We start from the raw sequence: 23,834 nt of genomic DNA, 5'->3' as shown, positions 1-23,834 counted from the left end.
TATGGAAGTAAAAACTGCTTGTTTTGAAAAGGTGACCACACCAGCCACCACCACAGTTTCGGGAGCCGAAGCGGTGATCAAGTGTTTGCTGGAGGAAGGCGTGGAAACCATTTACGGGTATCCCGGCGGGGCCATTATGCCTGTTTACGATGAATTGTATAAGTATCGGGAAAAGATTCACCACGTCCTCACCAGGCACGAACAGGGAGCCACGCACGCTGCCCAGGGCTATGCCCGGGTTTCGGGGAAAGTAGGGGTGGCTATGGCCACTTCAGGCCCCGGGGCTACCAACCTGGTTACGGGAATTGCCGATGCGCAGATAGATTCTACGCCAATGGTATGCATTACGGGACAGGTAGGCTCGCACCTTCTGGGAAGCGATGCCTTCCAGGAAACCGATATTGTGGGTATTTCCACGCCTATTACCAAGTGGAATTACCAGATCACAAAAGCTTCTGAAATTCCCGAGGTCCTGGCAAAGGCATTTTATATCGCGAAGTCCGGAAGACCGGGCCCGGTATTGATAGATATCACCAAAGATGCCCAGTTCGCATCGCTGGAATTCAGTTATAAGAAATGCTCGGGAATACGCAGTTATAAACCTGCTCCCGAAACCAATTTGTTACAGGTGGAAAGGGCTGCCGAAGTTATCAATAAAGCTAAGAAACCAATGATAGTTTTTGGGCAGGGAGTGATCCTTGGGGGCGCCGAAGAACTATTGAAACAAGTGGTGGAAAAAGCCGGAATTCCGGCAGCCTGGACCATTTTAGGCCTTTCGGCGATGCCTACAGAGCATCCGCTGAATGTGGGAATGGTTGGAATGCACGGGAATTATGCGCCCAATATGCTCACCAACGAGTGCGATGTGCTTATTGCCATCGGGATGAGGTTCGATGACCGGGTGACCGGAAATCTTGAGCATTATGCCAAACAGGCCGAAGTGATCCATTTTGAGATCGACCCGGCGGAAGTCAATAAGAATGTAAAGGCCGATTACCCGGTTTTGGGAGATGTGAAGCAGACCCTGAAGCTATTGCTGGAATTCCTGAAACCTAAAAAACATACCGAATGGCACCAGAGGTTCAAGGACCTTTATAAGACCGAATATGAAAAAGTGATAAAAGGAAATCTCGATAAGGAAAAGCCTGAACTGGGGATGGCTGAAGTGATCGAGCAGATCAACGATTTTTCTAATGGAGATGCCGTGATCGTTTCAGATGTGGGTCAGCACCAGATGAAGGCCTGCCGCTATGCGAAATTCAACTCCACCAGGAGCAATGTGACTTCGGGAGGATTGGGAACAATGGGCTTTGCCCTTCCGGCAGCCATTGGCGCAAAAATGGCCTGTCCTCAGCGCGAGGTGGTGGCCATAATAGGGGACGGAGGTTACCAGATGACCATCCAGGAACTGGGAACCATCTTCCAGACCAGGGTTCCCGTAAAGATCGTGGTGCTCAACAACGGTTTCCTGGGAATGGTAAGACAGTGGCAGCAGTTGTTCTTTGATAAGCGCTACGCTTCCACAGAGATGGTGAACCCGGACTTTATAACGATCGCCAAGGGCTATCATATAAAGACCAAAAGGGTGACCGAAAGAGCCGGATTAGAGGATGCGGTAAAAGAGATGATGGAATCTGAGGAAGCTTTTTTCCTTGAGGTTAAAGTTGAACAGGAAGAAAACGTGTTCCCAATGATCCCAACGGGAGCATCGGTTTCAGAAGTATTATTAGAGTAATGGAAAAGAAGAATTATACAGTATCGATCTACACGGAGAACAACCTTGGGTTGTTAAGCCGTATCGCCGCGATCTTTTTGAAAAGGCATATCAATATTGAGAGTATTACGGCTTCACCCAGCGAGGTGAACGAGGTGATGCGCTTTATCATTATTGTGAATGTAAGCGAAGAGCAGATCAAAAAGATCGTGGGCCAGATCGAGAAACAGATCGAGGTGATCAAGGCATTCTATCATACCGATGAGGAAACCATCTACCAGGAAACGGCCCTGTACAAGATAAAATCGGAAGAATTTCTGGACGATCATAACATCCAGGATTTTATCAAGGAGACCAATGCCAGGATCGTGACGGTGACCAAGAGTTTTTTCGTGATCGAGAAGACAGGCAAACGCCAGGAGGTAGATCAGCTTTACGAAACCTTGAAGCCTTACGGGCTAATGCAGTTCGTAAGATCGGGGACCATTGCGGTTACCAAGAACGAAATGCCGATTTCAGGAATATTAGAAAAATTTAATACTACAAACTCAATATCATGACGAACTATTTTAACAGCCTTTCTTTACGTGAACAATTGGCCCAGCTGGGTACCTGCCGGTTTATGGCGCTCGATGAATTCAGTGATGGGGTGGCTGCCTTGAAAGACAAAAAAATAGTTATAGTAGGCTGCGGGGCCCAGGGCCTTAACCAGGGACTCAATATGAGAGACAGCGGCCTGGACATTTCCTACGCCTTGCGGGAAGGAGCCATAAAAGAAAAGAGACAATCCTATAAGAACGCGACCGAAAATAATTTTGAGGTAGGGACTTATGAAGAACTGATCCCCCAGGCCGACCTGGTGATCAATCTTACACCAGATAAGCAGCATACGCCGGTGATCAGGGCGATCTTGCCTTATATCAAAAAAGATGCGGTGCTTTCCTATTCGCACGGTTTCAATATCGTGGAAGAAGGAATGCAGGTAAGAGATGATATTACGGTGATTATGGTGGCGCCTAAATGCCCCGGGTCTGAAGTTCGGGAAGAATACAAGCGTGGCTTTGGGGTGCCGACGCTTATAGCTGTTCATCCTGAAAATGATCCCCAGGGGATTGGTTTTGAATGGGCCAAAGCATATGCCTATGCCACGGGCGGCCACCGTGCCGGGGTCCTGGAATCTTCTTTTGTAGCCGAAGTGAAATCTGACCTTATGGGAGAGCAGACCATCCTTTGCGGGGTGCTGCAAACAGGGTCTATCCTTACTTTCGACAAGATGGTGGCCGACGGGGTAGAGCCTTCCTATGCCGCCAAACTAATTCAGTATGGCTGGGAAACCATTACCGAAGCTTTAAAGCATGGAGGGATCACCAATATGATGGACAGGCTCTCAAATCCGGCAAAAATAAGGGCCAATGAAATTTCTGAAGAACTAAAGGAGCAGATGCGTCCGCTGTTTCAGAAACATATGGATGATATTATCTCCGGGGCCTTCAGCAGCCGGATGATGAAAGACTGGGAGAATGACGATAAGGAATTACTGGAATGGCGTGCCGCTACCGAGAACACGGCTTTCGAAAAGACCGACGCCACTTCAGAAGAGATCAAGGAACAGGAGTATTTTGATAAAGGCCTGTTGCTGGTATCTTTTGTAAAGGCCGGGGTGGAACTCGCTTTTGAAACTATGGTGGAAGCAGGCATCATTCCGGAGTCGGCTTATTATGAGTCGCTGCACGAGACCCCGCTTATCGCCAATACCATTGCGAGAAAGAAGCTCTTTGAGATGAACAGGATCATTTCAGATACTGCAGAGTACGGGTGCTACCTGTTCGATCATTCGGCGAAACCGCTTATCAAGGATTATGTGAACAACCTGGAGCCTGAAGTGGCAGGAGTTTCGTTCAACGGAAAATATACAGGGGTGGATAATCAGGAACTGATAGCAGTGAACGATGGTATCAGGAACCATCCCGTTGAAAAGGTAGGAGGCACGCTTAGGAAGGCGATGACCGCAATGAAAAAAATATACGAATAATGGAGACTTTGCTGGCAGATAAAGAGATATATAAACCCGAACTGGAAGCTGTAAGACAAGCTGTGGAGAGAATCTCGAAGGTGGTGGTGAACACCCCGCTTTCGGATTCTTTTACCTACAGTAAAAGGTTCGACTCGCGCGTCATGTTGAAAAGGGAAGACCTGCAGCAGGTTCGCTCTTACAAGATACGCGGGGCTTTTAATAAGATCTCGAGCCTCCCTGAAGAACAGCTCAGGAAAGGGGTGATTTGTGCCAGCGCCGGAAATCACGCCCAGGGTGTAGCATTTGCCTGCAATAAACTGCAGGCAAAGGGCGTGATATATATGCCCGGGACCACCCCCCGCCAGAAAGTGGAACAGACCAGGATGTTTGGTGGCGAATGGGTTGAGGTGGTACTGAAAGGAGATACTTTTGATGACTCCTATAAGAATGCAATGAAGCACGGAGAGAAATTCGGACTCGTCTTTATACATCCGTTCGATGATGAAAAAGTGATAGAAGGCCAGGCGACCATTGCCCTGGAGATCCTGGAGCAGGCCGATGAACCCATAGATTATGTATTCGCCCCTTTGGGAGGCGGAGGCCTTTTGGCAGGTATTTCTTCAGTCTTTAAACAACTTAGCCCGAATACCAAAATAATAGGGGTAGAGCCTGAAGGCGCAGCCTCTATGACCTCTTCCCTGGAAAAGGGGAAGGTGGTAGAACTGGAAGAGATCGAGCGTTTTGTTGATGGTGCTGCCGTACAGAAGGTGGGCTCGAGGAATTTCGCCATTTGCCGGGAGAACCTTGATAAAATGGTAACCGTTCCCGAAGGGAAGATCTGCCAGACCATTCTGGATCTTTATAACCAGGATGCCATTGTGGTCGAGCCGGCAGGAGCTATGGCAATATGTGCGCTGGATCTGTTTGCAGAAGAGATAAAAGGCAAGAACGTGGTTTGTATGGTAAGCGGAAGTAATAACGATATTACCCGTACCGCAGAGATCAAGGAACGAGCCTTGCTGTACTCCGGCCTTAAACATTATTTTATAGTCAGTTTCCCACAAAGAGCCGGAGCCCTGAGAGAATTTGTTGCAAAGGTGCTGGGGCCTAATGATGATATCACCCATTTTGAATATTCCAAGAAACACCACAGGGCGAACGGGCCTGCGGTTGTTGGGATAGAATTGAGCGACCCTGCTGATTTTCAGCCTCTTGTGGAGCGTATGAAAAAGAAGAATTTTTACGGAGAGTATTTGAATGACAAACCGAATTTGTTTCAATTTTTGATCTGATTTGTTTTGTCAATTCAAAATATAATGTACATTTACCCCGTGATTTCTACAAGACAAATAATATTACCTCTTTTCCGCTTCAGGCGGAATATTCGCCGCTAATTTCAGCGACCGCTTCAGCCTACCCTTTTTTTAATATTATTTGATTTTTTACCCATTTTGAAACACATCAGCAGCATACAATTTAAATTATATATCAGGATCTTTTCTGATATCTCCCCTATGCGCCGCTTTTTCCGCCGCACGTAAGTGCGTCTATATATCTATGGAACTTAGGTGAGTCCGGTTCCCCCTTCAGAAAATCAGAATCAAAATATTTTTTCAACCTTAACTTTTTAGCAGATGAAGATTATCATTGCTAATAAATCACATGCTTCCTACGCGGAGCTAATTTGTAACACTATCGAAGAGTCGGCCAAGGTACGTGGTACCGGTATTGCCAGGAGGACTCCCGAGTATATTATCGGGAAGATGGAGAAAGGCAACGCTGTGATCGCCCTGGACGGAGATAAGTTTGCAGGATTTTGTTATATCGAGACCTGGAGCCACGAGAAGTATGTAGCTAACTCCGGTCTTATTGTGCACCCCGATTACAGGAACCAGGGGCTTGCCAAAGACATCAAACAGGTGATCTTTAAGCATTCGAGAACAAAATATCCCAATGCCAAGATCTTCGGGATCACCACCGGCCTGGCCGTGATGAAGATCAACTATGAGCTGGGATACCAGCCGGTGACCTTCTCTGAACTTACCGATGATGAAAGTTTCTGGAAAGGCTGCCAGACCTGTAAGAACTACGATGTGCTTACCAGGACAGATCATAAGATGTGCCTTTGTACGGGAATGATGTACGACCCTGAGAAAAAGACCGAAGCTAAGAAGAAGGAAAAACCTAAAAGCAAATTCAATGATAAGGCTTTCAAAAGGTTGAAACATATAAAGCAGACCCTGTTTTATAAAAAGGAAAAATCAGATAAAGAGTAATTAAAAGTTGACGTCAAGCTGAACTTGTTTCAGCTTCTAAAAGATCCTGAACCAAGCCTGCCTGTCGGTAGACAGGTTCAGGATGACTTTCAAAATAGAATTGAAAATGAAAAAAGTAGTTATAGCATATAGCGGAGGCCTTGATACTTCTTATTGCGCCAAATATCTGTCTAAAGAGGAAAATTTCGAGGTGCACGCGGTAAGTGTGAATACGGGTGGCTTTTCTAATGAGGAAATAGAAAAAATAGGAGCTAATGCCCAGAAGATCGGGGCAGCCACCTATAAGAATATCGATGCGGTTTCCTCTTTTTATCAGAAGGTGGTGAAATACCTCATTTTTGGCAATGTCTTAAAAAATGATACCTACCCGCTTTCGGTAAGTGCCGAAAGGATCGTGCAGGCCATAGAGATCGTGAATTATGCCAAAGAGATCGGGGCAGGATATATTGCTCACGGAAGCACGGGTGCCGGAAATGATCAGGTGAGATTCGATATGATCTTCCAGATAATTGCCCCTGAAATCAGGATAATCACGCCAATAAGGGATAAGCAGCTTAGCCGACAGGAAGAAATTGATTATCTTAAGGCTAATGGTGTGGAGCTGAACTGGGAGAAGGCGAAATATTCGGTGAATAAGGGTTTGTGGGGTACCAGCGTTGGAGGTGCCGAGACCCTCACTTCCGAAAAACCTTTACCGGAAGAAGCTTACCCGTCTCAGTTAGTGGAAACGGAACCTAAACAGATAAGCCTGTCTTTTACCAAAGGTGAGCTTACCGCTGTAAACGGGGAGCAGGACATCCCTGAAAAGAATATAGAGAAACTGGAAAGTATTGCCGGTAAGTATGCCATTGGAAGGGATATTCACGTGGGGGATACCATAATCGGGATAAAGGGAAGAGTTGGTTTTGAGGCAGCAGCTGCGCTCATCAGCATTAAAGCCCATCATCTGCTGGAGAAGCATACCCTTAGTAAATGGCAGCTTCAGCACAAGGATTACGTTGCCAACTGGTATGGGACCCATTTACACGAAGGCCAGTACCTGGACCCGGTAATGAGGGATTTTGAGGCCTTCCTGCAAAGCTCCCAGGAGCAGGTAACCGGAGATGTATTTGTAAGCCTTCATCCATACAGGTTTAGTCTGGACGGAATTAAATCTGATTTCGACCTTATGAATTCCGGTTTCGGAAAATATGGCGAAGAGAACAAGGCCTGGACAGCAGACGATGCCAAGGGCTTTATAAAGATCCTTTCTAATTCAGGGAAGATCTATGAACACGTAAAACAGGAACAATGATAGAAGCCGGAATTATAGGAGGAGCCGGGTATACCGCGGGAGAGCTTATCAGGATCTTACTCAGGCACCCCGAGGTGAGCCTGAATTTTGTGTACAGCACATCCCAGCCGGGAAGACCTGTGGCGCAGGTGCACCAGGATCTTTTAGGAGAGACCGAACTGGAGTTCAGCGGAGAGTTGAACAAAGAGGCCGATGTGGTCTTTCTTTGCCTGGGACACGGAAATTCGAAAAAGTTCCTTGCCGAAAATCAGTTTTCCGATAAAACGAAGATCATCGATCTGAGCACCGATTTCAGGATGGCATCTGGCGATCATTCCTTTGTGTATGGTTTGCCGGAATTCAATAGGGAAAAAGTAAAGGAGGCCGGTTTTATAGCGAATCCCGGTTGTTTTGCCACGGCCATCAGCCTGGCCATCCTTCCGCTGGCCAAAGAAAACCTGCTGAAGGATGATCTTCATATCAATGCGGTAACGGGTGCTACCGGGGCGGGTACTTCGCTTTCGGAAACCACTCATTTTACCTGGAGAGATAATAACTTTTCGTCCTATAAGTCTTTTGAGCATCAGCATTTGAACGAGATCGGGGAGAGCGTAAAAAAGCTTCAGCCTGATCACGACTCAGAGATCAATTTCATCCCGAACAGGGGTAATTTCTCGAGAGGAATTCACGCCACGGCTTACACCGGTTTTTCAGGCAGCCTTGATGATGCCAAGCTGATCTATAAAGAGGCTTATAAAGATGCGGCATTCACCTTTGTTACAGATGAGGATCTTCATTTGAAGCAGGTGGTGAACACCAATAAATGCCTTTTGAAACTGCAGAAGTTCGGAAATAAACTGCTTATCACCAGCATTATCGATAACCTGCTGAAAGGTGCTTCCGGCCAGGCGGTTCAGAATATGAACCTGATGTTCGGGCTTAACGAGAAAACCGGACTGGATCTAAAGGCTAATTACTTCTGATCTGTGAAGTAGTGGAATTAAAGTAACTTTTGGTTAAATAGAACAATTATGAAAATAGCAATTCTGGGTACGGGTAATCTTGGCCTTTCCATCGCAAAGGGGCTTATCTTTAGCAATGCACATACAAGTCTTTTTCTTACTAAAAGGAAGACGGAGGCTATCAGGGAATATGAAGAATATTCGAAAGTGACCGTTACTTCCAATAATCTGGAGGCCGTCAGGAATTCTGATATCCTGATCTTCGCAGTGCAGCCTACCCAATTGGAAAAGATCCTGGAAGAGATAAAAGAGGAACTTACCGAAAAGCACGTGCTGATCTCTACGGTGACCGGGTTTAAGATCCCAAGGATCGAAAAGATCGTTGGCGAGGAACATTTTATCATCCGCTCAATGCCCAATACGGCTATTGCGGTGGGAAAATCTATGACCTGCCTTTGCAGCAATGAAAAGGGTCAAAAAAGGATCGCTATTGCTGAGGCTATTTTCAACAGGCTGGGAACAAGCATCATTATCCCTGAAAATAAAATGCAGGCCGCCACGGTGATCTGCGCAAGCGGAGTAGCCTTCTGGATGCGTCTTATACGCGCAACCAGCCAGGGAGCGGTACAGCTTGGTTTTGATGCGAAAGACGCTCAGGAGCTCTCTATGCAGACCTGCCTTGGTGCTGCCAGCCTCTTAATAGAATCGGGAAGGCATCCCGAACAGGAGATCGATAAGGTGACCACTCCAAGAGGCTGCACCATTGAAGGGCTTAACGAAATGGAGCATAACGGGCTTAGTTCTTCCCTTATAAAAGGGATACAAGCCTCATTTAAAAAAATCAACAATATCTCTGAACAATAACTATGGATTTATTCGATGTATATCCGCTTTACGATATCACCCCGGTAAAAGGCGAAGGCGCTTATGTTTTTGATAAGGAAGGCAATAAATACCTGGACCTTTATGGCGGGCACGCTGTGATCTCCATTGGGCATTCACACCCCGCATATGTAAATGCACTAAGCCACCAGGTGAAAAACATAGGTTTCTATTCCAACTCGGTTAAGAATCCGTTGCAGACCGAACTTGCACAAAAACTGGAAAAGCTTTCCGGGGTAGAGGCTTATAGCCTGTTCTTATGCAATTCCGGTGCCGAGGCTAATGAAAATGCATTAAAGCTCGCTTCGTTTCATACCGGCAAAGACCGTGTGATCTACTTCGAGAATGCTTTCCACGGAAGGACTTCCGGAGTAGTGGCGGTCACAGATAATGAGACCATCAAATCACCTTTTAATAAAGGACACAAAACGACCAAAGTTGCCTTTGAAGATGCCGAAGCTCTTGAAGCAGAACTTAAAAAAGAAGATGTTGCCGCGGTGATCTTTGAGGTGATCCAGGGGGTTGGAGGCCTGGACGAAGCAACTTCAGAGTTCTACGAAAGAGCCGCAGAACTCTGTAAGAAATATAAGACCGTGCTCATTGCCGATGAAGTGCAGGCCGGTTACGGAAGAACGGGAGACTTTTTCGCGTTCCAGAAACACGGGATAAGGCCCGATATCATTTCTGTTGCAAAAGGAATGGGAAACGGGTTTCCGATGGGAGGTATCCTTATCGACAAGGCAATTGAGCCAAAAAACGGAATGCTGGGAACCACCTTTGGCGGAAACCACCTGGCCTGTGTGGCAGGAATATCGGTTCTGGATGTCATTGAAAAGGAGCAGCTTTTGAAGAATGCCAGGGAGCTTTTTGATTATGTGGAAGAAAAGGTGGCTGAGATCCCCCAAATAAGAAAACTAAAGGGCCGGGGGCTGATGATAGGCCTTGAATTCGATTTCGAGATCGCCGGACTTCGAAAGGACCTTTTATTCCGGCACCAGATCTTCACAGGGGCGGCGAGCAACAAAAAGCTGTTGAGGATCCTGCCTCCGCTGAACATTAAAAAAGAACAATTTGATGCTTTTTTCAGGGAATTGAAAACAGCTCTGAAGAAATACGAATAAAGAAGATTCAGCTTAAAGCTGTAAGAAATTGAAAGAATGAAACATTACACGACCTTATCTGATATTGAAAATTTAGAGGAACTTATCCAGGAAGCCCTTCAGCTGAAAAAGGAAAACACGGCTTCTGCTGCCGGAAAATCCAAAACTCTTGGGATGCTGTTTTTTAATCCGAGTCTGCGTACCCGGCTGAGCACCGAAAAGGCTGCGAAGTTGCTGGGGATGGAAGTGCTGGTGATGAATGCCGATAAGGACGGCTGGGCCCTGGAATTTGAAGACGGAGCCGTTATGGATTCAAATAAAGCGGAACATATTAAGGAAGCTGCTGCGGTGCTTTCCCAGTACTGCGATGTTATTGCAGTGAGGGCATTTCCGGCATTGGAGGATAAGGAGACCGACGAATCGGAGATCGTACTGAACAGTTTTAAGAAGTACGCTTCGGTGCCGGTGATCAATCTTGAAAGTGCAACGGGCCATCCTTTGCAGGCGCTCACCGATGCTATTACCATTTCAGAACTGAAGACCAGTAAAAGGCCGAAAGTGGTCCTGACCTGGGCTCCTCATCCAAAGGCCCTGCCACAGTCAGTGCCTAATTCTTTTGTGGAGGTGATGCGTAAAATGGAGGTTGAGCTGGTAATTGCCAATCCGGAGGGCTATGATCTGAATCCAAAAATCACGGGAGATACACCGGTTATTCATAACCAGGAAGAAGCATTGAAGAATGCCGATTTTGTGTATGTAAAGAACTGGAGCAGTTACGAGCAATATGGAAAAGTTTTGAAAACTGACAGGGAATGGACGCTGACCAATGAAAAGCTGAAGCCTTCCAACAATGCGAAAGTGATGCATTGCCTTCCGGTGAGAAGGAATGTGGTGATCGCCGATGAGGTGCTGGATGGTGAAAATTCGGTGGTGATTCGCCAGGCAGGAAACAGGACCTTCGCTGCACAGGCGGTCTTAAAGAGAATATTAGAAAACTAAAGGGTATTGATCAGGTTGGGGTTCAGCCATATCCCGGCTTCGCTCAAGGTGACACAGAAGAATGAAAAAACAGGTAGTAAAGATCGTTAAAATAGGAGGTAAGCTTATAGAAAATGAAGCAAAGCTTTTGCCTTTTCTGAAGGATTTCGCCTTGATGCAGGGACCTAAGGTCCTTGTTCACGGGGGCGGAAAGATGGCCACAGAGATGTCCGGGAAACTTGGATACGAGACTAAAATGCTGGACGGCCGCAGGATAACCGATGCTAATGCAATGCAGGTGATCACAATGGTATATGGCGGGCTGATCAATAAAAATATTGTAGCGAAGTTACAGGCCCTTAACTGCAATGCCATTGGACTTTGCGGCGCCGACGGTAAGAGCATAGTTTCTAAAAAACGCCCCGTCAGGGAAGTGGATTATGGCTATGTGGGCGATATTGTGAAAGTTGATGAGGCTTTTATTTCAGGGCTTCTTGAAGATGAGCTGGTTCCCGTGTTTTCTGCAATTTCCTATAGTGAGGACGGGCAGTTGTTTAATACCAATGCCGATTCGGTGGCTTCGGAGATCGCCCGGGCCCTGAGCGCTAAATTTGAGCCCGAACTCTATTACTGCTTTGAGAAAAAAGGAGTTCTTCAGGATCCCGAAGATGATAGTTCGGTGATTGAGAATATTGACGGAGCAAAATATCAGGAGCTGCTGGAGAAAAAGATCATTAGCGAGGGAATGCTTCCAAAACTGCAGAACTGTTTTGAAGCACTGGAAAAGGGGGTGGAACGAATATACCTTGGAGATTCCGGTTTGTTGAACAGAAATACACTTCACACAAAAATCATTAAATAATGCAGATCTCAGAATTACAAAATGAAGCCCTGGAGCTGTTGAAGAAACTCATTGAGACCGAATCTTTTTCAGGAATGGAGGACAAGACAGCGAGTTTGCTGGAAAACTGGTTCAGGGAGAAGGATATTCCTTTTTACAGGCACTTGAACAATGTCTGGGCTACCAACAAACATTACGATAAGGCGAAACCCACGTTGTTGCTGAATTCACATCACGATACGGTAGAGCCTAACGACGGCTATAGCCGGAAGCCTTATGAGGCTACCGTTGAAGATGGCAGGTTGTATGGGCTGGGCAGTAATGATGCCGGGGGATGCCTGGTATCCCTGCTGGCCACCTTCACCTGGTTCTATGAAGCTGAAGATCTGAAGTATAACCTGATCTTTGCAGGTTCGGCGGAAGAAGAGACCAACGGGAAGAACGGAATTACGAGCCTGTTGCCGGTAATGCCTAAAATTGATGTGGCCATTGTTGGGGAACCTACTTTAATGGATCTTGCCATTGCCGAAAAAGGACTTATTGTTTTTGACGCTGTGGTTAAGGGCACTCCGTCACATGCGGCACATCCAAATAATGACAATGCCATCTATAAAACCGCAAAGGTCCTGGAATGGTTGGAGAAATTTCGATTTGAAAAGAAATCTGAAACCTTGGGAGAGGTGAAGTTAACGGTTACCCAGATCAATGCCGGAACCCAGCATAATGTGGTGCCTGCAAAGGTAGACCTTGTGATAGATGTGCGGGTAAATGACAAATACAGCAATGCCGAAATCGATGAAATTCTTCAGAAAAAAGCCCCGGTAGATGAGATTAAGGCACGTTCCTTAAGACTCAATTCATCTTCAATTCCAAAAGACCACGAACTGGTAATAGCAGGAATGGAACTGGGGATGAAAACCTACGGCTCGCCAACCTTGTCAGACCAGGCGATGCTGAAATGCCCTTCGCTCAAACTTGGGCCCGGGGATTCCAAAAGGTCACATTCGGCTGATGAATTCATTTATGTAAAGGAGATTGAAGAAGGAATTGAAAAATATATCAAACTGCTTGAAAAAGCACTTAATTAAACGATTCAGGGCATAACAGGCCTGAAGAAAAACATATTAGGATGAAACTCTGGGATAAAGGTATTTCAATAGACAAAAAGATAGAAAAATTCACCGTGGGAAATGACAGGGAACTGGACATGTACCTGGCCGAATATGACCTTACTGCTTCCAAGGCGCACGCAAGGATGCTGGGGAAAGTGGGAATAATGGATCAGCAGGAAATGGATGCTGTTTTAAAGGAACTGGCTAAACTGCAGGAGCAGCTGGAAAATGGGCAGTTTCAAATTGAAGAGGAATTTGAAGACGTTCATTCCAAGATCGAATATGAACTCACCAGGGCTCTGGGGGAGACCGGTAAGAAGATACATACTGCCCGTTCCAGGAACGACCAGGTGCTGGTGGCGATGCAGCTGTATTTCAAGGAAAACCTGAAGGAGATTCATAACAAGACCGAAGACCTGATCGGGGTGCTTTTAAAGCTTGCAGAGGAACATAAGGAAAAATTACTTCCGGGGTATACGCATTTACAGGTGGCGATGCCGTCCTCATTCGGTCTCTGGTTTTCCGCTTATGCCGAATTGCTGATCGATGATCTTTATTTGCTTGATGCCGGGCTAAAGATCGTAGACCAGAACCCACTTGGCTCTGCTGCGGGATATGGCTCCTCCTTTCCCATAGACAGAGAGTTCACGACCGGAGAGCTGGGCTTTTCCACGATGAAGTATAATGTGGTAGCCGCCCAGATGAGCCGCGGGAAATGCGAAAGAACGGTGACTTCCAATATAGCTTCGCTGGCGAATACGCTCTCCAGGTTCGCGATGGATGTTTGCCTGTATATGAGCCAGAATTTTGATTTTATCAGCTTTCCCGATGAACTTACAACGGGCTCGAGCATTATGCCGCATAAGAAGAATCCTGATGTTTTTGAACTCATCAGGGGGAAATGCAATAAACTTCAGGCGATATCAAATGAGATGATCCTGATCACCAATAACCTGCCAAGCGGATATCACAGGGATTTTCAGCTGATCAAGGAGAACAGCATTTATGCGGTGGAGAATATTAAGGAGATCCTGGACATATTTATTCATTCTATCGCTTCCATCAATGTGAAAGATGTAGATCTTAATGATGAAAAGTACAAATACCTTTTTACTGTAGACAGTATCAATGACCTGGTGATGCAGGGCAGATCCTTCAGGGATGCCTATAAGGAAATAGGGGAGCAGGTGCAGAATGACACCTATAGTCCTTCAGGATCCAAAAAGCATACTCATACGGGCAGCAAGGATAACCTGGCTTTGGAGGAGATCAGGAATAAAATTCAGAAAAGCTAAAACAAAAAAACCTCCCGCAAACCACACAGTAAGTCGGGAGGCCAAAACATAAATGAAGAAAGTTTAAATAATGGTCATCTGTCCTAAGTTCAGGTTCTCATTATTTATATTGATATTATCTACTTCGCTGATGAGGCTTTCAAGGAAATCGCCTACTTTTTCGGTAGAATAATGGTTGTCTTTATTGATGTCCTGTGTGCAGACATTCAGCTGAATGCTTACTTCCACCGCGTGGCGAATCGCCTCGGCTTCTTCGGTCAGGTCAAAATGATCCAAAAGCATTGCTGCCGAGAGGACCGAAGCTAACGGATTCGCAATTCCCTTATGGGCCGCCTGCGGATATGACCCGTGAATAGGCTCGAACAGGGCATTTTTATCACCTACAGAGGCCGAAGCCAGAAGGCCGATGCTTCCGCCAATAACGCTGGCTTCATCAGACAAAATATCGCCGAACATATTTTCGGTAAGGATCACATCAAACTGTTTGGGATCCAGGATCATCTGCATCGCGGCATTATCAACATACAGGAAATCCAGTTTTACATCGGGATATTTTTCAGCCAGGGCTGTTACCGTTTTTCTCCAAAGCCTTGAAGTCTCAAGCACATTGGCCTTATCTACCAAAGTTAATTTCTTTGATCTTTGCTGCGCTGCTTTAAAGGCCAGATGAGCCATTCTTTCGATCTCTTCTACTGAATAGGTACAAACATCGGTCGCACTCTGCCCGTCTTCGGCGGTGCTTTTATCACCAAAATAAATACCTCCGGTTAGCTCTCTGTAGATCACCATATCTGCACCCTGTATCCTTTCTGGGCGTAAAGGCGATTGATCTATTAATTTGTCGAATGCTTTCACGGGCCTGATATTGGCAAAAAGGCCAAGTTCTTTTCGCAGCTTCAACAGTCCCTGTTCCGGGCGCACTTTTGCTTCCGGATTATTGTCGTACTTGGGATCTCCAATCGCCCCGAATAACACAGCATCGGATTTTTCACATAATTCCAGCGTAGCATCAGGTAGCGGGTTTTCTAATAAATCTATCGCAGCCGCTCCTACTAAGGCTTCTTCAAATTCGAATTGGTGGTCAAATCTGTCTGCTACTGCTTTTAACACCTTCACCGATTGCTGTGTGATCTCGGGACCTATCCCGTCTCCGGGTAATATTGCTATTTTTAACTTCATCTTCTTATGTTTTAGGGAGGGTCTCTGAAGACCCCATTTTTTTATTGCATTTCTACTGCCGGCTGTGTGGTTCCGGCTCTTTTTTCTTCAAATTTTTTGATCACGTCCAGTTTGCTTACCAGGAAGTCGATATCGTCGAACCCGTTGATCAGGCAGGTTTTCTTGTAGGGATCTATTTCGAAATCTTCGGAAATCCCTTTACCAGGGACTTCAATTTTTTGAGATTCCAGGTCTACTTTTATATTTACCGAAGGATCTTTGTTGATCTCTGTAAATAGTTTTTCAAGGAATTCAGGGCTTACCTGTACCGGAAGCAGGCCGTTATTAAGCGCATTTCCTTTAAAGATATCGGCGAAATAACTGGATACCACAACTTTGAACCCGTAGGCTTTGATGGCCCAGGCCGCGTGTTCCCTGCTGGAACCACAACCAAAGTTATTCCCGGCAACCAGAATGGAGCCTTTATATTCTTCCTTGTTTAAAACGAATTCCGGATCCGGATTATCATTCTTATCAAAGCGCCAGTCCCGGAAAAGATTCTCCCCGAAACCTGCCTTGTCTGTGGCCTTCAGGAAGCGGGCAGGGATGATCTGGTCGGTATCCACATTCTCCGCATCTAAAGGGACTGCTCTATCTGTTAGGGTCTTGAATTTTTCCATTTTAATTGAGACTTTTTGTAAAATCGGTTAATTTTCCTGCTACGGCCGTGGCTGCAGCGGTTAAAGGGCTTGCCAGGATAGTCCTTGATCCCTGGCCCTGTCTTCCTTCAAAATTCCTGTTGCTGGTAGATACACAATATTCTCCCGCCGGGATCTTGTCATCATTCATTGCCAGACAGGCGGAACATCCGGGTTGGCGAAGGGTGAATCCAGCTTCTTCAAAGATGCTTTGCAGGCCTTCGGCTTTGATCTGGGCTGCCACCTGCCTTGAGCCGGGGACGATAAGCGCATTCACATTATCGGCTTTTTTCTTACCCCTGATATAATTTGCCGCTTCGCGGAAGTCTTCGATCCTTGAATTGGTACAGCTGCCTATAAAGATCCAGTTGATAGGTTTCTCAAGCAAACTTTCCCCGGGCTTGAAGCCCATATAAGCAAGTGCCTTGGCATCGCTTTTTCCACCTTCGGCAGGGATAGATCCCGTGATCTTGATCCCCATTCCGGGGTTGGTACCATAGGTGATCATTGGTTCGATGTCTTCGGCATCAAAAGAATACTCCTGATCAAATTCGGCATCCTCATCGGTCTTTAAGGTTTCCCAATAGGATTTCAGCCTGTCAAATTCCTCTCCCTGCGGAGCAAATTCTCTGCCTTTTACATATTCGGCAGTAGTTTCATCGGGAGCTATAAGTCCGCCACGAGCGCCCATTTCAATGCTCATATTGCAGACCGTCATCCGGCCTTCCATAGACATCTCTTCAAAAACATTTCCCGCATATTCGCAAAAATAGCCTGTGCCCGAATTGGTACCCAGTTTGCTGATGATATAAAGGATCACATCCTTGGGAAGTACTCCTTTTTTCAGCTTACCGTTTACGTTCACCCTAAGCTTCTTAGGCTTTTCCACCAATAAGCACTGGCTCGCGAAAACCTGGGATACCTGGCTGGTGCCTATCCCGAAAGCGATAGTTCCGAAAGCTCCGTGGGTGGAGGTATGGCTGTCACCGCAAACAATGGTCATTCCCGGTTGGGTTATACCCAGTTCCGGAGCCATCACGTGCACGATCCCATTATAGGGATGGCCCAACCCGAAAAGCGTGATATTGTTCTCTTCGCAATTTTGGGTGAGCTCCTTCAGCTGTTTACGCGAAAGCAGGTCTTTCACCGGTAAATGCTGGTCCTGGGTGGGGGTATTGTGATCGGCTGTGGCAACGATCTGCTCCGGCCTGAAAACCGGAATATCCCTTTCCTTCAGCTCATTAAAGGCCTGCGGACTGGTTACCTCGTGAATAAGATGTTTATCGATATACAGGATATCGGGCCCGTCGGGAATCGATTCCACGACGTGCGCGTCCCATATTTTATCAAATAAGGTCTTTTTCATATACAATTAAGCCGTAGCTCTTATTTTTCTTTGTGATAATTCCATTATTTCGTGGATGTCGTTGTCTTCAACACATCTTCTGGCATCGGCATAATTCAGGAATTCGGCATAAACGGTATCAAGCTGAAGTTTTGTCAATTCATATCCCATTTTCTTCGCCTTATACGCAAGGGCTGCTCTTCCGCTTCTTGCGGTTAAGACGATAGCCGACTCTGTCACGCCCACATCTGCAGGATCTATGATCTCGTAGGTTTCACGGTTTTTGATCACCCCGTCCTGGTGGATACCGGAACTGTGCGCAAAAGCATTCGCTCCCACAATGGCTTTGTTTGGCTGTACCAGCATTCCCATTTCGCGGGAAACCATCGCGCTGGTATCGAAAAGTAACTGAGGGTTGATGTCGGTATTTAACTGAAGTCTCGGGTGCTGCCTTAAGATCATCACCACTTCTTCCAAAGCAGTATTCCCGGCACGTTCTCCAATTCCGTTAATGGTGCATTCTATTTGTCTTGCTCCGTTCACCACCCCTGCAATGGCATTGGCAGTGGCCATTCCAAGGTCGTTATGACAATGGCAGGAGATTCGCACTTTGTCGATATCCTTCACATTATCCTTTAAATACTTTATTTTTTCTCCATATTCATCCGGAAGGCAATAGCCGGTGGTGTCCGGAATATTCAATACCGTTGCCCCGGCCTTGACGACTTCGGTGCAGACTCGTGCAAGGAACTCATTGTCTGTTCTTCCCGCATCTTCAGCATAGAACTCCACGTCTCCCACAAATTTTCTGGCATAGGAGACTGCATCTACAGCTCTTTTAATGATCTCTTCACGGGTGGAGTTGAACTTATGTTTAATATGAGGATCTGAAGTGCCAATCCCGGTATGTATTCTCGGTTTTTTAGCATATTTAAGCGCTTCAGCGGCAACTTCTATATCTTTTTTCACAGCTCGGGTGAGGCCGCAAACTGCGGCATTTTTAACCAGTTGCGATATTTCGGAAACCGATCTGAAATCACCGGGGCTCGATACCGGGAATCCGGCTTCGATCACATCTACTCCCAGTGCATCCAGTCGGGCAGCAATTTTTAATTTTTGCCGGGTGTCAAGCTTGCAGCCCGGTACCTGTTCTCCGTCTCGTAATGTCGTGTCAAAAATTTCTACCTTGTCTGTGCTCATAAGAGATTTATTTTACTTTATCTTTAACTAAAGTATTGTAATTACTAAGCCTTACAGAAAGTAAGATGCGGTGTCTTACGATAATTGAATGCTGAAAAAGAAATGTAAAACACTGTAAAACAGTTATTTATAAATAAGTCTGTTACAATGACCAATGATTTAACCGATAACCTATTTTCTCTTATAAAGTCACTTTCCCCTTCCGAAAAGAGACAGTTCTCCTTGTATGTTGGAAGGATTGGGGTAAACACAGACAGTAAATTCCTGAACCTTTTCAAGGTCATCTCGAAGCAGAAAAAGTATGATGAACAATTCATTCTTAAGAATACCAATATTACCAAACAGCAACTTTCTAATGTAAAGGCACATCTATACAAGCAAATCCTTATCAGCCTCAGGTTGAACCCCGCTCACCAGGGCGTTCCCGTGCAAATAAGGGAGCAGCTTGATTTCGCATATATTCTCTACAGAAAAGGCCTGTATAAACAAAGCCTGAAGTTGCTCGATAAAATAAAGGCTTTAGCACTGCAGTATGAAGAAAAGACGATTGCTTATGAGATCCTGGAACTGGAGAAGATCATAGAATCTCAGTACATCACCCGCAGTATCAATAACCGGGCTGAAACGCTTATAAAAGAGACTGAAGAACTCACTAAACTTAGTGTGATCTCCAGCAAACTCTCCAATCTTTCCCTTCAGTTATACGGTATTTTCCTGAAAATGGGATATGCCAGGACAGAGGAGGAGGCAAACTCCATAAGGAACTATTTCAGGGAAAGCCTGCCAGAATATAAATTCAACGAGCTGGGATTCCGGGAAAAGCTTTGGCTTTATAAAGCCAGTCTCTGGTACAGTTTCATTACCCAGGACTTCCTGTCCTGTTATAAGTATTCTATGAAATGGATAGACCTTTTCAATGAAAACCGGCATTTGGTATCGGTGCACCCGGTCTCTTATATCAAAGGGAATCATTATCTGTTGGAATCCTTGTTCTATCTTAATCATACGGAGCTTTTCGAGCAGACGCTGAAGAATTTTGAAAGTACCCTGAAGGACCCCAAGATTCCTGATGACGATAATATAAAATCCCTGGCCTTTTTATACCTCTATTCTAATAAGCTGAATTTAAGATTTATGAAGGGAGACTTTGCGAACGGGGAGCCGCTGGTGGAAAAGATACAGAAGAAGATCAAAAAGTACAAGTCGAGGATAGACGAACACCACATTATGGTATTCTATTACAAGATCGCTTCGCTGTATTTTGGGGACGGGAATAATAAGAAATGTATAGAATTCCTTAAGAAGATCATCAATAATAAGTCTCTTGAGATGCGGGAAGACCTGATGTGTTTTTCAAGGATCCTGAACCTGGTGGCACATTACGAGGCCGGACTGGATTATCACCTGGAGCGACTCATCAAGTCTACTTACAAATTCCTTATCAGGATGAACGATCTGCACGAAGTGCAAAAGGAAATGATCAAATTCTTAAGGCATTTACCCGATGTTTCTCCACTGGAGATAAAGTCTGAATTTAAAAAGCTGCACGCCACCTTAAAACAATATGAAGATCATCCGTATGAGCGCAGGGCTTTCTTATATCTTGATATCATCTCCTGGCTGGAAAGCAAGATCGAAAACAGACCCGTGGCCGATATCATTGCCGAAAAGGTGAACGGGAAAAATCTAAGCCGGGCAAGACACTAAAACTGATATGCAGCATAATGTTTTTTCTTATATCAGCTAAAAAAGGATAGAAACTTTTCAAATTTGAAAACTAGAGGGCAGCATTCCACAAAACCTCGTCCGGTGGCGGAGCGATCACGTGAACAGGTTCTTTTTTTACCGGATGTATAAACCAAAGTTCTCTTGCGTGCAAGTGTATACTGGCGTCTTTATTACTTCGGTCAAATCCATATTTAAGGTCGCCTTTAATGGGACAGCCTATTGCTGAAAGCTGGCTCCTGATCTGGTGGTGCCTGCCGGTATGTAAATTCACCTCCAGCAGGTAATAATTGTTCAGCTTTTTGATCACTTTGTAATCAAGGATCGCTTTTTTGCTATCAGGAACTTCCTTGATATGGGCATAGGATTTATTCTGCTTCGGATTTCTTTTCAGAAAGTGAATTAGCGTATCCTGAGTTTTTGGAGGTTCATTCTTTACGATCGCCCAGTAGGTCTTCTGAGCTTCTTTTTTCTGAAAGAGCTTATTAAGACGGGGCAGGGCTTTTGAAGTTTTTGCGAAAACCACGATCCCACTGGTAGGCCTGTCAAGCCGGTGTACGACGCCAAGGTATACATTCCCGGGTTTGTTATACTTTTCCTTGAGATAGGATTTCACCACCTCGCTGAGCGGTTTGTCACCGGTCTTGTCACCCTGTACGATATCTCCGGGCCGCTTGTTCACTATGATGAGGTGGTTATCTTCGTGAAGGACCTGAAGATTGGATTTGTTCGAGAAAGTCTTTTCGTTACTCAAGGTTCGGGTTTTAACAAATACAGAAAAAGCGGAATTTCATCCCGCTTTCCTGGTTTGGATTCTGAAGTATAATTTACTTAATACTGTTCATTTTCGGAAGGGAAGTCCTGGCTTTTAACATCATCTCTGTAGTTCTGGAAAGCCTTGGTCATCTCAGAGTGAAGATCGGCGTAGCGTCTTAAGAACCTAGGGTTGAATTCGTGGGTCATTCCCAGCATATCGTGGATCACCAGAACCTGCCCGTCTACTCCGTTTCCGGCACCTATCCCAATTACGGGAATGGTAAGACTTTCGGCTACTTCCTTGGCTAGTTTTGCAGGTACTTTTTCAAGCACGATCGCAAAGCAGCCTAATTTCTGCAGTAGCTTGGCATCAGATTTCAGCTTTTCGGCTTCCTCTTCTTCCTTCGCTCTTACCGTATAGGTTCCGAATTTATAGATGGACTGCGGGGTAAGGCCAAGATGTCCCATTACCGGTATCCCGGCGTGAAGAATTCTTTTAGTAGATTCTTTTATCTCTTTTCCACCTTCAAGTTTTACGGCGTGGGCGCCGCTTTCTTTCATAATTCTAATAGCAGATCTCAAAGCTTCTTTCGGGTCACTCTGGTAGCTTCCGAAAGGAAGGTCCACCACGACCAGGGAACGGTCTATTGCCCTAACCACACTTGTCGCGTGATATATCATTTGGTCCAGGGTGATAGGCAAAGTGGTCTCGTGACCTGCCATTACGTTACTTGCCGAATCCCCAACCAGGATCACATCTATTCCGGCCCCGTCAACAATTTTTGCCATAGAGTAGTCGTATGCGGTGAGCATCGCGATCTTTTCTCCATTGGCTTTCATATCTACCAAAGATTTGGTGGTAATCCTTTTGTATTCCTTTTTTGCAACAGACATCGGTCGAATTTTAAATTTGAGTAAAAGTAGTAAATTAGTCGGCCACAATCAAAATATGAACATTTATGAAAAAACTGTTTACCCTATTCATCATTTTAGCGGCTACGGCTACTTACGCGCAGTCTTCAGAAGAAGAGAAGAGCGCAAAAAAACTGGTCGATGATTTCTTCGTAGCCCTTCACGCGCAGGACACTTTGGCCCTACGGAATTTAGCCGATCCGGGCATCAAACTACAGTCAATTTTCACCAATAAGGAAGGGGAGACCAAACTCATTACCGAGACTTATGGGAAATTCCTGGAATCCCTTGCTAAGATCCCTGATACGATATCTTTTAAAGAGGAACTACATGATTATGAAATTCTGGTGAACGGAAAGATGGCGAATGTGCTTACCCCGTATACACTTTATGTAAACGAAAAAATAAGTCACTGCGGCGTGAATTCGTTCCAGTTATATAAAGAAGATAAGGACTGGAAGCTGATCTACCTGGTGGATACCCGGGAGCTTACAGGCTGTGAATAATCTGAAATACAGAAATAGAAAGGGGAGCAATTTGCTCCCCATTTTTTATTCCTTATGGTTTCAGAACCACCCTGAAACGGGCTTTGTTGTTCATCATCCGGTCAAAGGCTTCATTCACCTTATCCAACGGATATTCTTCTATCATTGGCTTGGTTCCCGTCATCGCACTGAAATTAAGGGTGTCTTCAGAATCCATCGCGGTACCGCTTGGCCATCCTGCAGCCGATTTTCTTCCCATAAGCAGTTGCAAAGGAGAAACTTCAATAGGCTCGCCCGTGGCGGCCACCATCAGTAACTTCCCATCAACTCCTAATCCGTCTACCACGGAAGTTATGGCATCGCTGTTAGGGGCAGTGGCAAGAATTAGTTTTACTCCACCCAGCTTTTGAAGCTCTTCAGCAGCATCTGAATTTTTTGCATTTATAAAATGATGTGCCCCAAGTTCTTTGGCCAGGTCTTTTTTATCGTCACTGGTGGAAATGGCAACGGTACGCATTCCCATTTTTGCGGCATACTGAATGGCAAGGTGACCAAGACCACCTATTCCCTGAACGGCTACGGTGTCTCCGGCTGTTATTCCTGAATTTCTTAAGGCATTAAAAACGGTGATCCCTGCACATAGTAACGGGGCTGCATCGGCTGAAGAAAGATCTTCGGGAACAGTGGCGATAGCTTCCTGTGGGGCGGTCATAAATTCGGCGTAACCACCGTCATAGGAGATCCCGCTTATCTTGGCATTCTCACAACTGATAAAATCTCCGCGGCGGCAGGGTTCGCATTCAAAGCAATGCCCGCCGTGCCAGCCTACACCCACACGCTGACCTTTTTTCCATTTATTTACCCGGGAACCAACCTCTTCAACAATCCCCACCACTTCGTGGCCTGGAACACGTGGGTATTCGATACCCGGGAAGGCTCCCTGCTTCACGAAATCGTCACTGTGACAAATTCCGCAGGCTTCGATCTTAATTAGAACTTCATTTTCTTTTGGAGAAGGTTTTTCGATGTCTACCACAACAAAGTCGCCTCCTTTTTCCTGTACTTGTACTGCTTTCATAATTCAATTTTTTTGGTGATCCTGAATTTA

At 45.6% G+C, this 23,834-nt stretch carries 22 protein-coding genes; 15 read left to right on the top strand and 7 right to left on the bottom strand.

Annotated features, from left to right (window positions below):
• Position 1: 1 nt before the first annotated feature.
• The 13 genes from ilvB to argH all read left to right on the top strand — a co-directional run bounded on the left by ilvB (position 2) and on the right by argH (position 14,447).
• Positions 2-1,735: a biosynthetic-type acetolactate synthase large subunit gene (ilvB, locus tag ACFQ3Q_RS11715; protein ID WP_380746051.1), complete on the top strand. Its 1,734-nt coding sequence runs from the start codon at positions 2-4 to the stop codon at positions 1,733-1,735.
• On the top strand, positions 1,735-2,274 hold the full coding sequence (gene ilvN / locus ACFQ3Q_RS11710; protein WP_380746049.1) for an acetolactate synthase small subunit: 540 nt from the start codon (positions 1,735-1,737) through the stop codon (positions 2,272-2,274). Before ilvB ends, ilvN begins: the two co-directional genes overlap by 1 nt.
• On the top strand, positions 2,271-3,746 hold the full coding sequence (ilvC, locus tag ACFQ3Q_RS11705; RefSeq protein WP_380746047.1) for a ketol-acid reductoisomerase: 1,476 nt from the start codon (positions 2,271-2,273) through the stop codon (positions 3,744-3,746). Before ilvN ends, ilvC begins: the two co-directional genes overlap by 4 nt.
• Positions 3,746-5,020 carry a threonine ammonia-lyase IlvA gene (ilvA, locus tag ACFQ3Q_RS11700; RefSeq protein ID WP_380746045.1) on the top strand — a complete coding sequence of 425 codons (1,275 nt, stop codon included), beginning with the start codon at positions 3,746-3,748 and terminating at the stop codon, positions 5,018-5,020. The genes ilvC and ilvA overlap by 1 nt, the downstream gene beginning before the upstream one ends.
• A 342-nt stretch (positions 5,021-5,362) precedes the next feature.
• Positions 5,363-6,004 (top strand): GNAT family N-acetyltransferase, encoded by a 642-nt coding sequence (locus ACFQ3Q_RS11695; RefSeq protein WP_380746043.1) that lies wholly within the window; start codon positions 5,363-5,365, stop codon positions 6,002-6,004.
• Positions 6,005-6,110: 106 nt separating this feature from the next.
• Positions 6,111-7,298, top strand: a complete 1,188-nt coding sequence (locus ACFQ3Q_RS11690; RefSeq protein WP_380746041.1) for an argininosuccinate synthase — start codon at positions 6,111-6,113, stop codon at positions 7,296-7,298.
• Complete coding sequence (gene argC / locus ACFQ3Q_RS11685; protein WP_380746039.1) at positions 7,295-8,260, top strand: N-acetyl-gamma-glutamyl-phosphate reductase; 966 nt, start codon at positions 7,295-7,297, stop codon at positions 8,258-8,260. The genes ACFQ3Q_RS11690 and argC overlap by 4 nt, the downstream gene beginning before the upstream one ends.
• A 48-nt stretch (positions 8,261-8,308) precedes the next feature.
• Positions 8,309-9,103: a pyrroline-5-carboxylate reductase gene (proC, locus tag ACFQ3Q_RS11680; protein ID WP_380746037.1), complete on the top strand. Its 795-nt coding sequence runs from the start codon at positions 8,309-8,311 to the stop codon at positions 9,101-9,103.
• A gap of 2 nt (positions 9,104-9,105) precedes the next feature.
• The gene (locus tag ACFQ3Q_RS11675) at positions 9,106-10,242 is read left to right on the top strand and encodes an aspartate aminotransferase family protein (protein WP_380746035.1); all 1,137 of its coding nucleotides are present in this window, start codon (positions 9,106-9,108) and stop codon (positions 10,240-10,242) included.
• A 36-nt stretch (positions 10,243-10,278) separates the two neighbouring features.
• Positions 10,279-11,220 (top strand): N-acetylornithine carbamoyltransferase, encoded by a 942-nt coding sequence (locus ACFQ3Q_RS11670; RefSeq protein WP_380746033.1) that lies wholly within the window; start codon positions 10,279-10,281, stop codon positions 11,218-11,220.
• Between the two features lie 61 nt (positions 11,221-11,281).
• On the top strand, positions 11,282-12,061 hold the full coding sequence (gene argB / locus ACFQ3Q_RS11665) for an acetylglutamate kinase (RefSeq protein ID WP_380746031.1): 780 nt from the start codon (positions 11,282-11,284) through the stop codon (positions 12,059-12,061).
• Positions 12,061-13,128, top strand: coding sequence for a M20 family metallo-hydrolase (locus ACFQ3Q_RS11660; RefSeq protein ID WP_380746029.1), 1,068 nt, complete (start codon positions 12,061-12,063; stop codon positions 13,126-13,128). The genes argB and ACFQ3Q_RS11660 overlap by 1 nt, the downstream gene beginning before the upstream one ends.
• Before the next feature lie 41 nt (positions 13,129-13,169).
• Positions 13,170-14,447, top strand: a complete 1,278-nt coding sequence (gene argH / locus ACFQ3Q_RS11655; RefSeq protein ID WP_380746027.1) for an argininosuccinate lyase — start codon at positions 13,170-13,172, stop codon at positions 14,445-14,447.
• A 63-nt stretch (positions 14,448-14,510) separates the two neighbouring features.
• On the opposite strand, the gene leuB is transcribed toward argH, so the two are convergent.
• Genes leuB through ACFQ3Q_RS11635 form a run of 4 tightly spaced genes read right to left on the bottom strand, consistent with a single transcriptional unit; the run spans position 14,511 to position 18,848 of the window.
• A complete protein-coding gene (gene leuB, locus ACFQ3Q_RS11650; RefSeq protein WP_380746025.1) occupies positions 14,511-15,626 on the bottom strand; it encodes a 3-isopropylmalate dehydrogenase in 1,116 nt (371 codons plus the stop codon).
• 41 nt (positions 15,627-15,667) lie between these two features.
• Positions 15,668-16,285, bottom strand: coding sequence for a 3-isopropylmalate dehydratase small subunit (gene leuD / locus ACFQ3Q_RS11645; protein ID WP_380746023.1), 618 nt, complete (start codon positions 16,283-16,285; stop codon positions 15,668-15,670).
• A 1-nt stretch (position 16,286) separates the two neighbouring features.
• Entirely contained in the window at positions 16,287-17,669 is a 1,383-nt protein-coding gene (gene leuC / locus ACFQ3Q_RS11640) for a 3-isopropylmalate dehydratase large subunit (protein WP_380746021.1), read from the bottom strand.
• Positions 17,670-17,675: 6 nt separating this feature from the next.
• A complete protein-coding gene (locus tag ACFQ3Q_RS11635) occupies positions 17,676-18,848 on the bottom strand; it encodes a 2-isopropylmalate synthase (protein ID WP_380746019.1) in 1,173 nt (390 codons plus the stop codon).
• Between the two features lie 147 nt (positions 18,849-18,995).
• Between ACFQ3Q_RS11635 and ACFQ3Q_RS11630 the strand changes: the two genes are divergently transcribed.
• Positions 18,996-20,555 (top strand): hypothetical protein, encoded by a 1,560-nt coding sequence (locus ACFQ3Q_RS11630; RefSeq protein WP_380746017.1) that lies wholly within the window; start codon positions 18,996-18,998, stop codon positions 20,553-20,555.
• Between the two features lie 70 nt (positions 20,556-20,625).
• Here ACFQ3Q_RS11630 and ACFQ3Q_RS11625 read toward each other — a convergent pair whose 3' ends face one another.
• Together ACFQ3Q_RS11625 and panB are read right to left on the bottom strand one after the other, a co-directional pair.
• Positions 20,626-21,327, bottom strand: a complete 702-nt coding sequence (locus ACFQ3Q_RS11625; protein ID WP_380746015.1) for an RluA family pseudouridine synthase — start codon at positions 21,325-21,327, stop codon at positions 20,626-20,628.
• Positions 21,328-21,404: 77 nt separating this feature from the next.
• A complete protein-coding gene (gene panB, locus ACFQ3Q_RS11620) occupies positions 21,405-22,223 on the bottom strand; it encodes a 3-methyl-2-oxobutanoate hydroxymethyltransferase (RefSeq protein WP_380746014.1) in 819 nt (272 codons plus the stop codon).
• A 65-nt stretch (positions 22,224-22,288) separates the two neighbouring features.
• Here panB and ACFQ3Q_RS11615 point away from each other — a divergent pair, with 65 nt between their 5' ends.
• Positions 22,289-22,747, top strand: a complete 459-nt coding sequence (locus ACFQ3Q_RS11615; protein ID WP_380746012.1) for a nuclear transport factor 2 family protein — start codon at positions 22,289-22,291, stop codon at positions 22,745-22,747.
• 52 nt (positions 22,748-22,799) lie between these two features.
• Here ACFQ3Q_RS11615 and ACFQ3Q_RS11610 read toward each other — a convergent pair whose 3' ends face one another.
• Entirely contained in the window at positions 22,800-23,804 is a 1,005-nt protein-coding gene (locus tag ACFQ3Q_RS11610) for an alcohol dehydrogenase (protein ID WP_380746010.1), read from the bottom strand.
• Positions 23,805-23,834: the final 30 nt, after the last annotated feature.

This window comes from Salegentibacter chungangensis (assembly GCF_042678405.1).
Lineage (GTDB): Bacteria > Bacteroidota > Bacteroidia > Flavobacteriales > Flavobacteriaceae > Salegentibacter_A > Salegentibacter_A chungangensis.
Note: the sequence above shows the minus strand (reverse complement) of the source record. Positions and strands in the feature narration are given on the sequence as shown.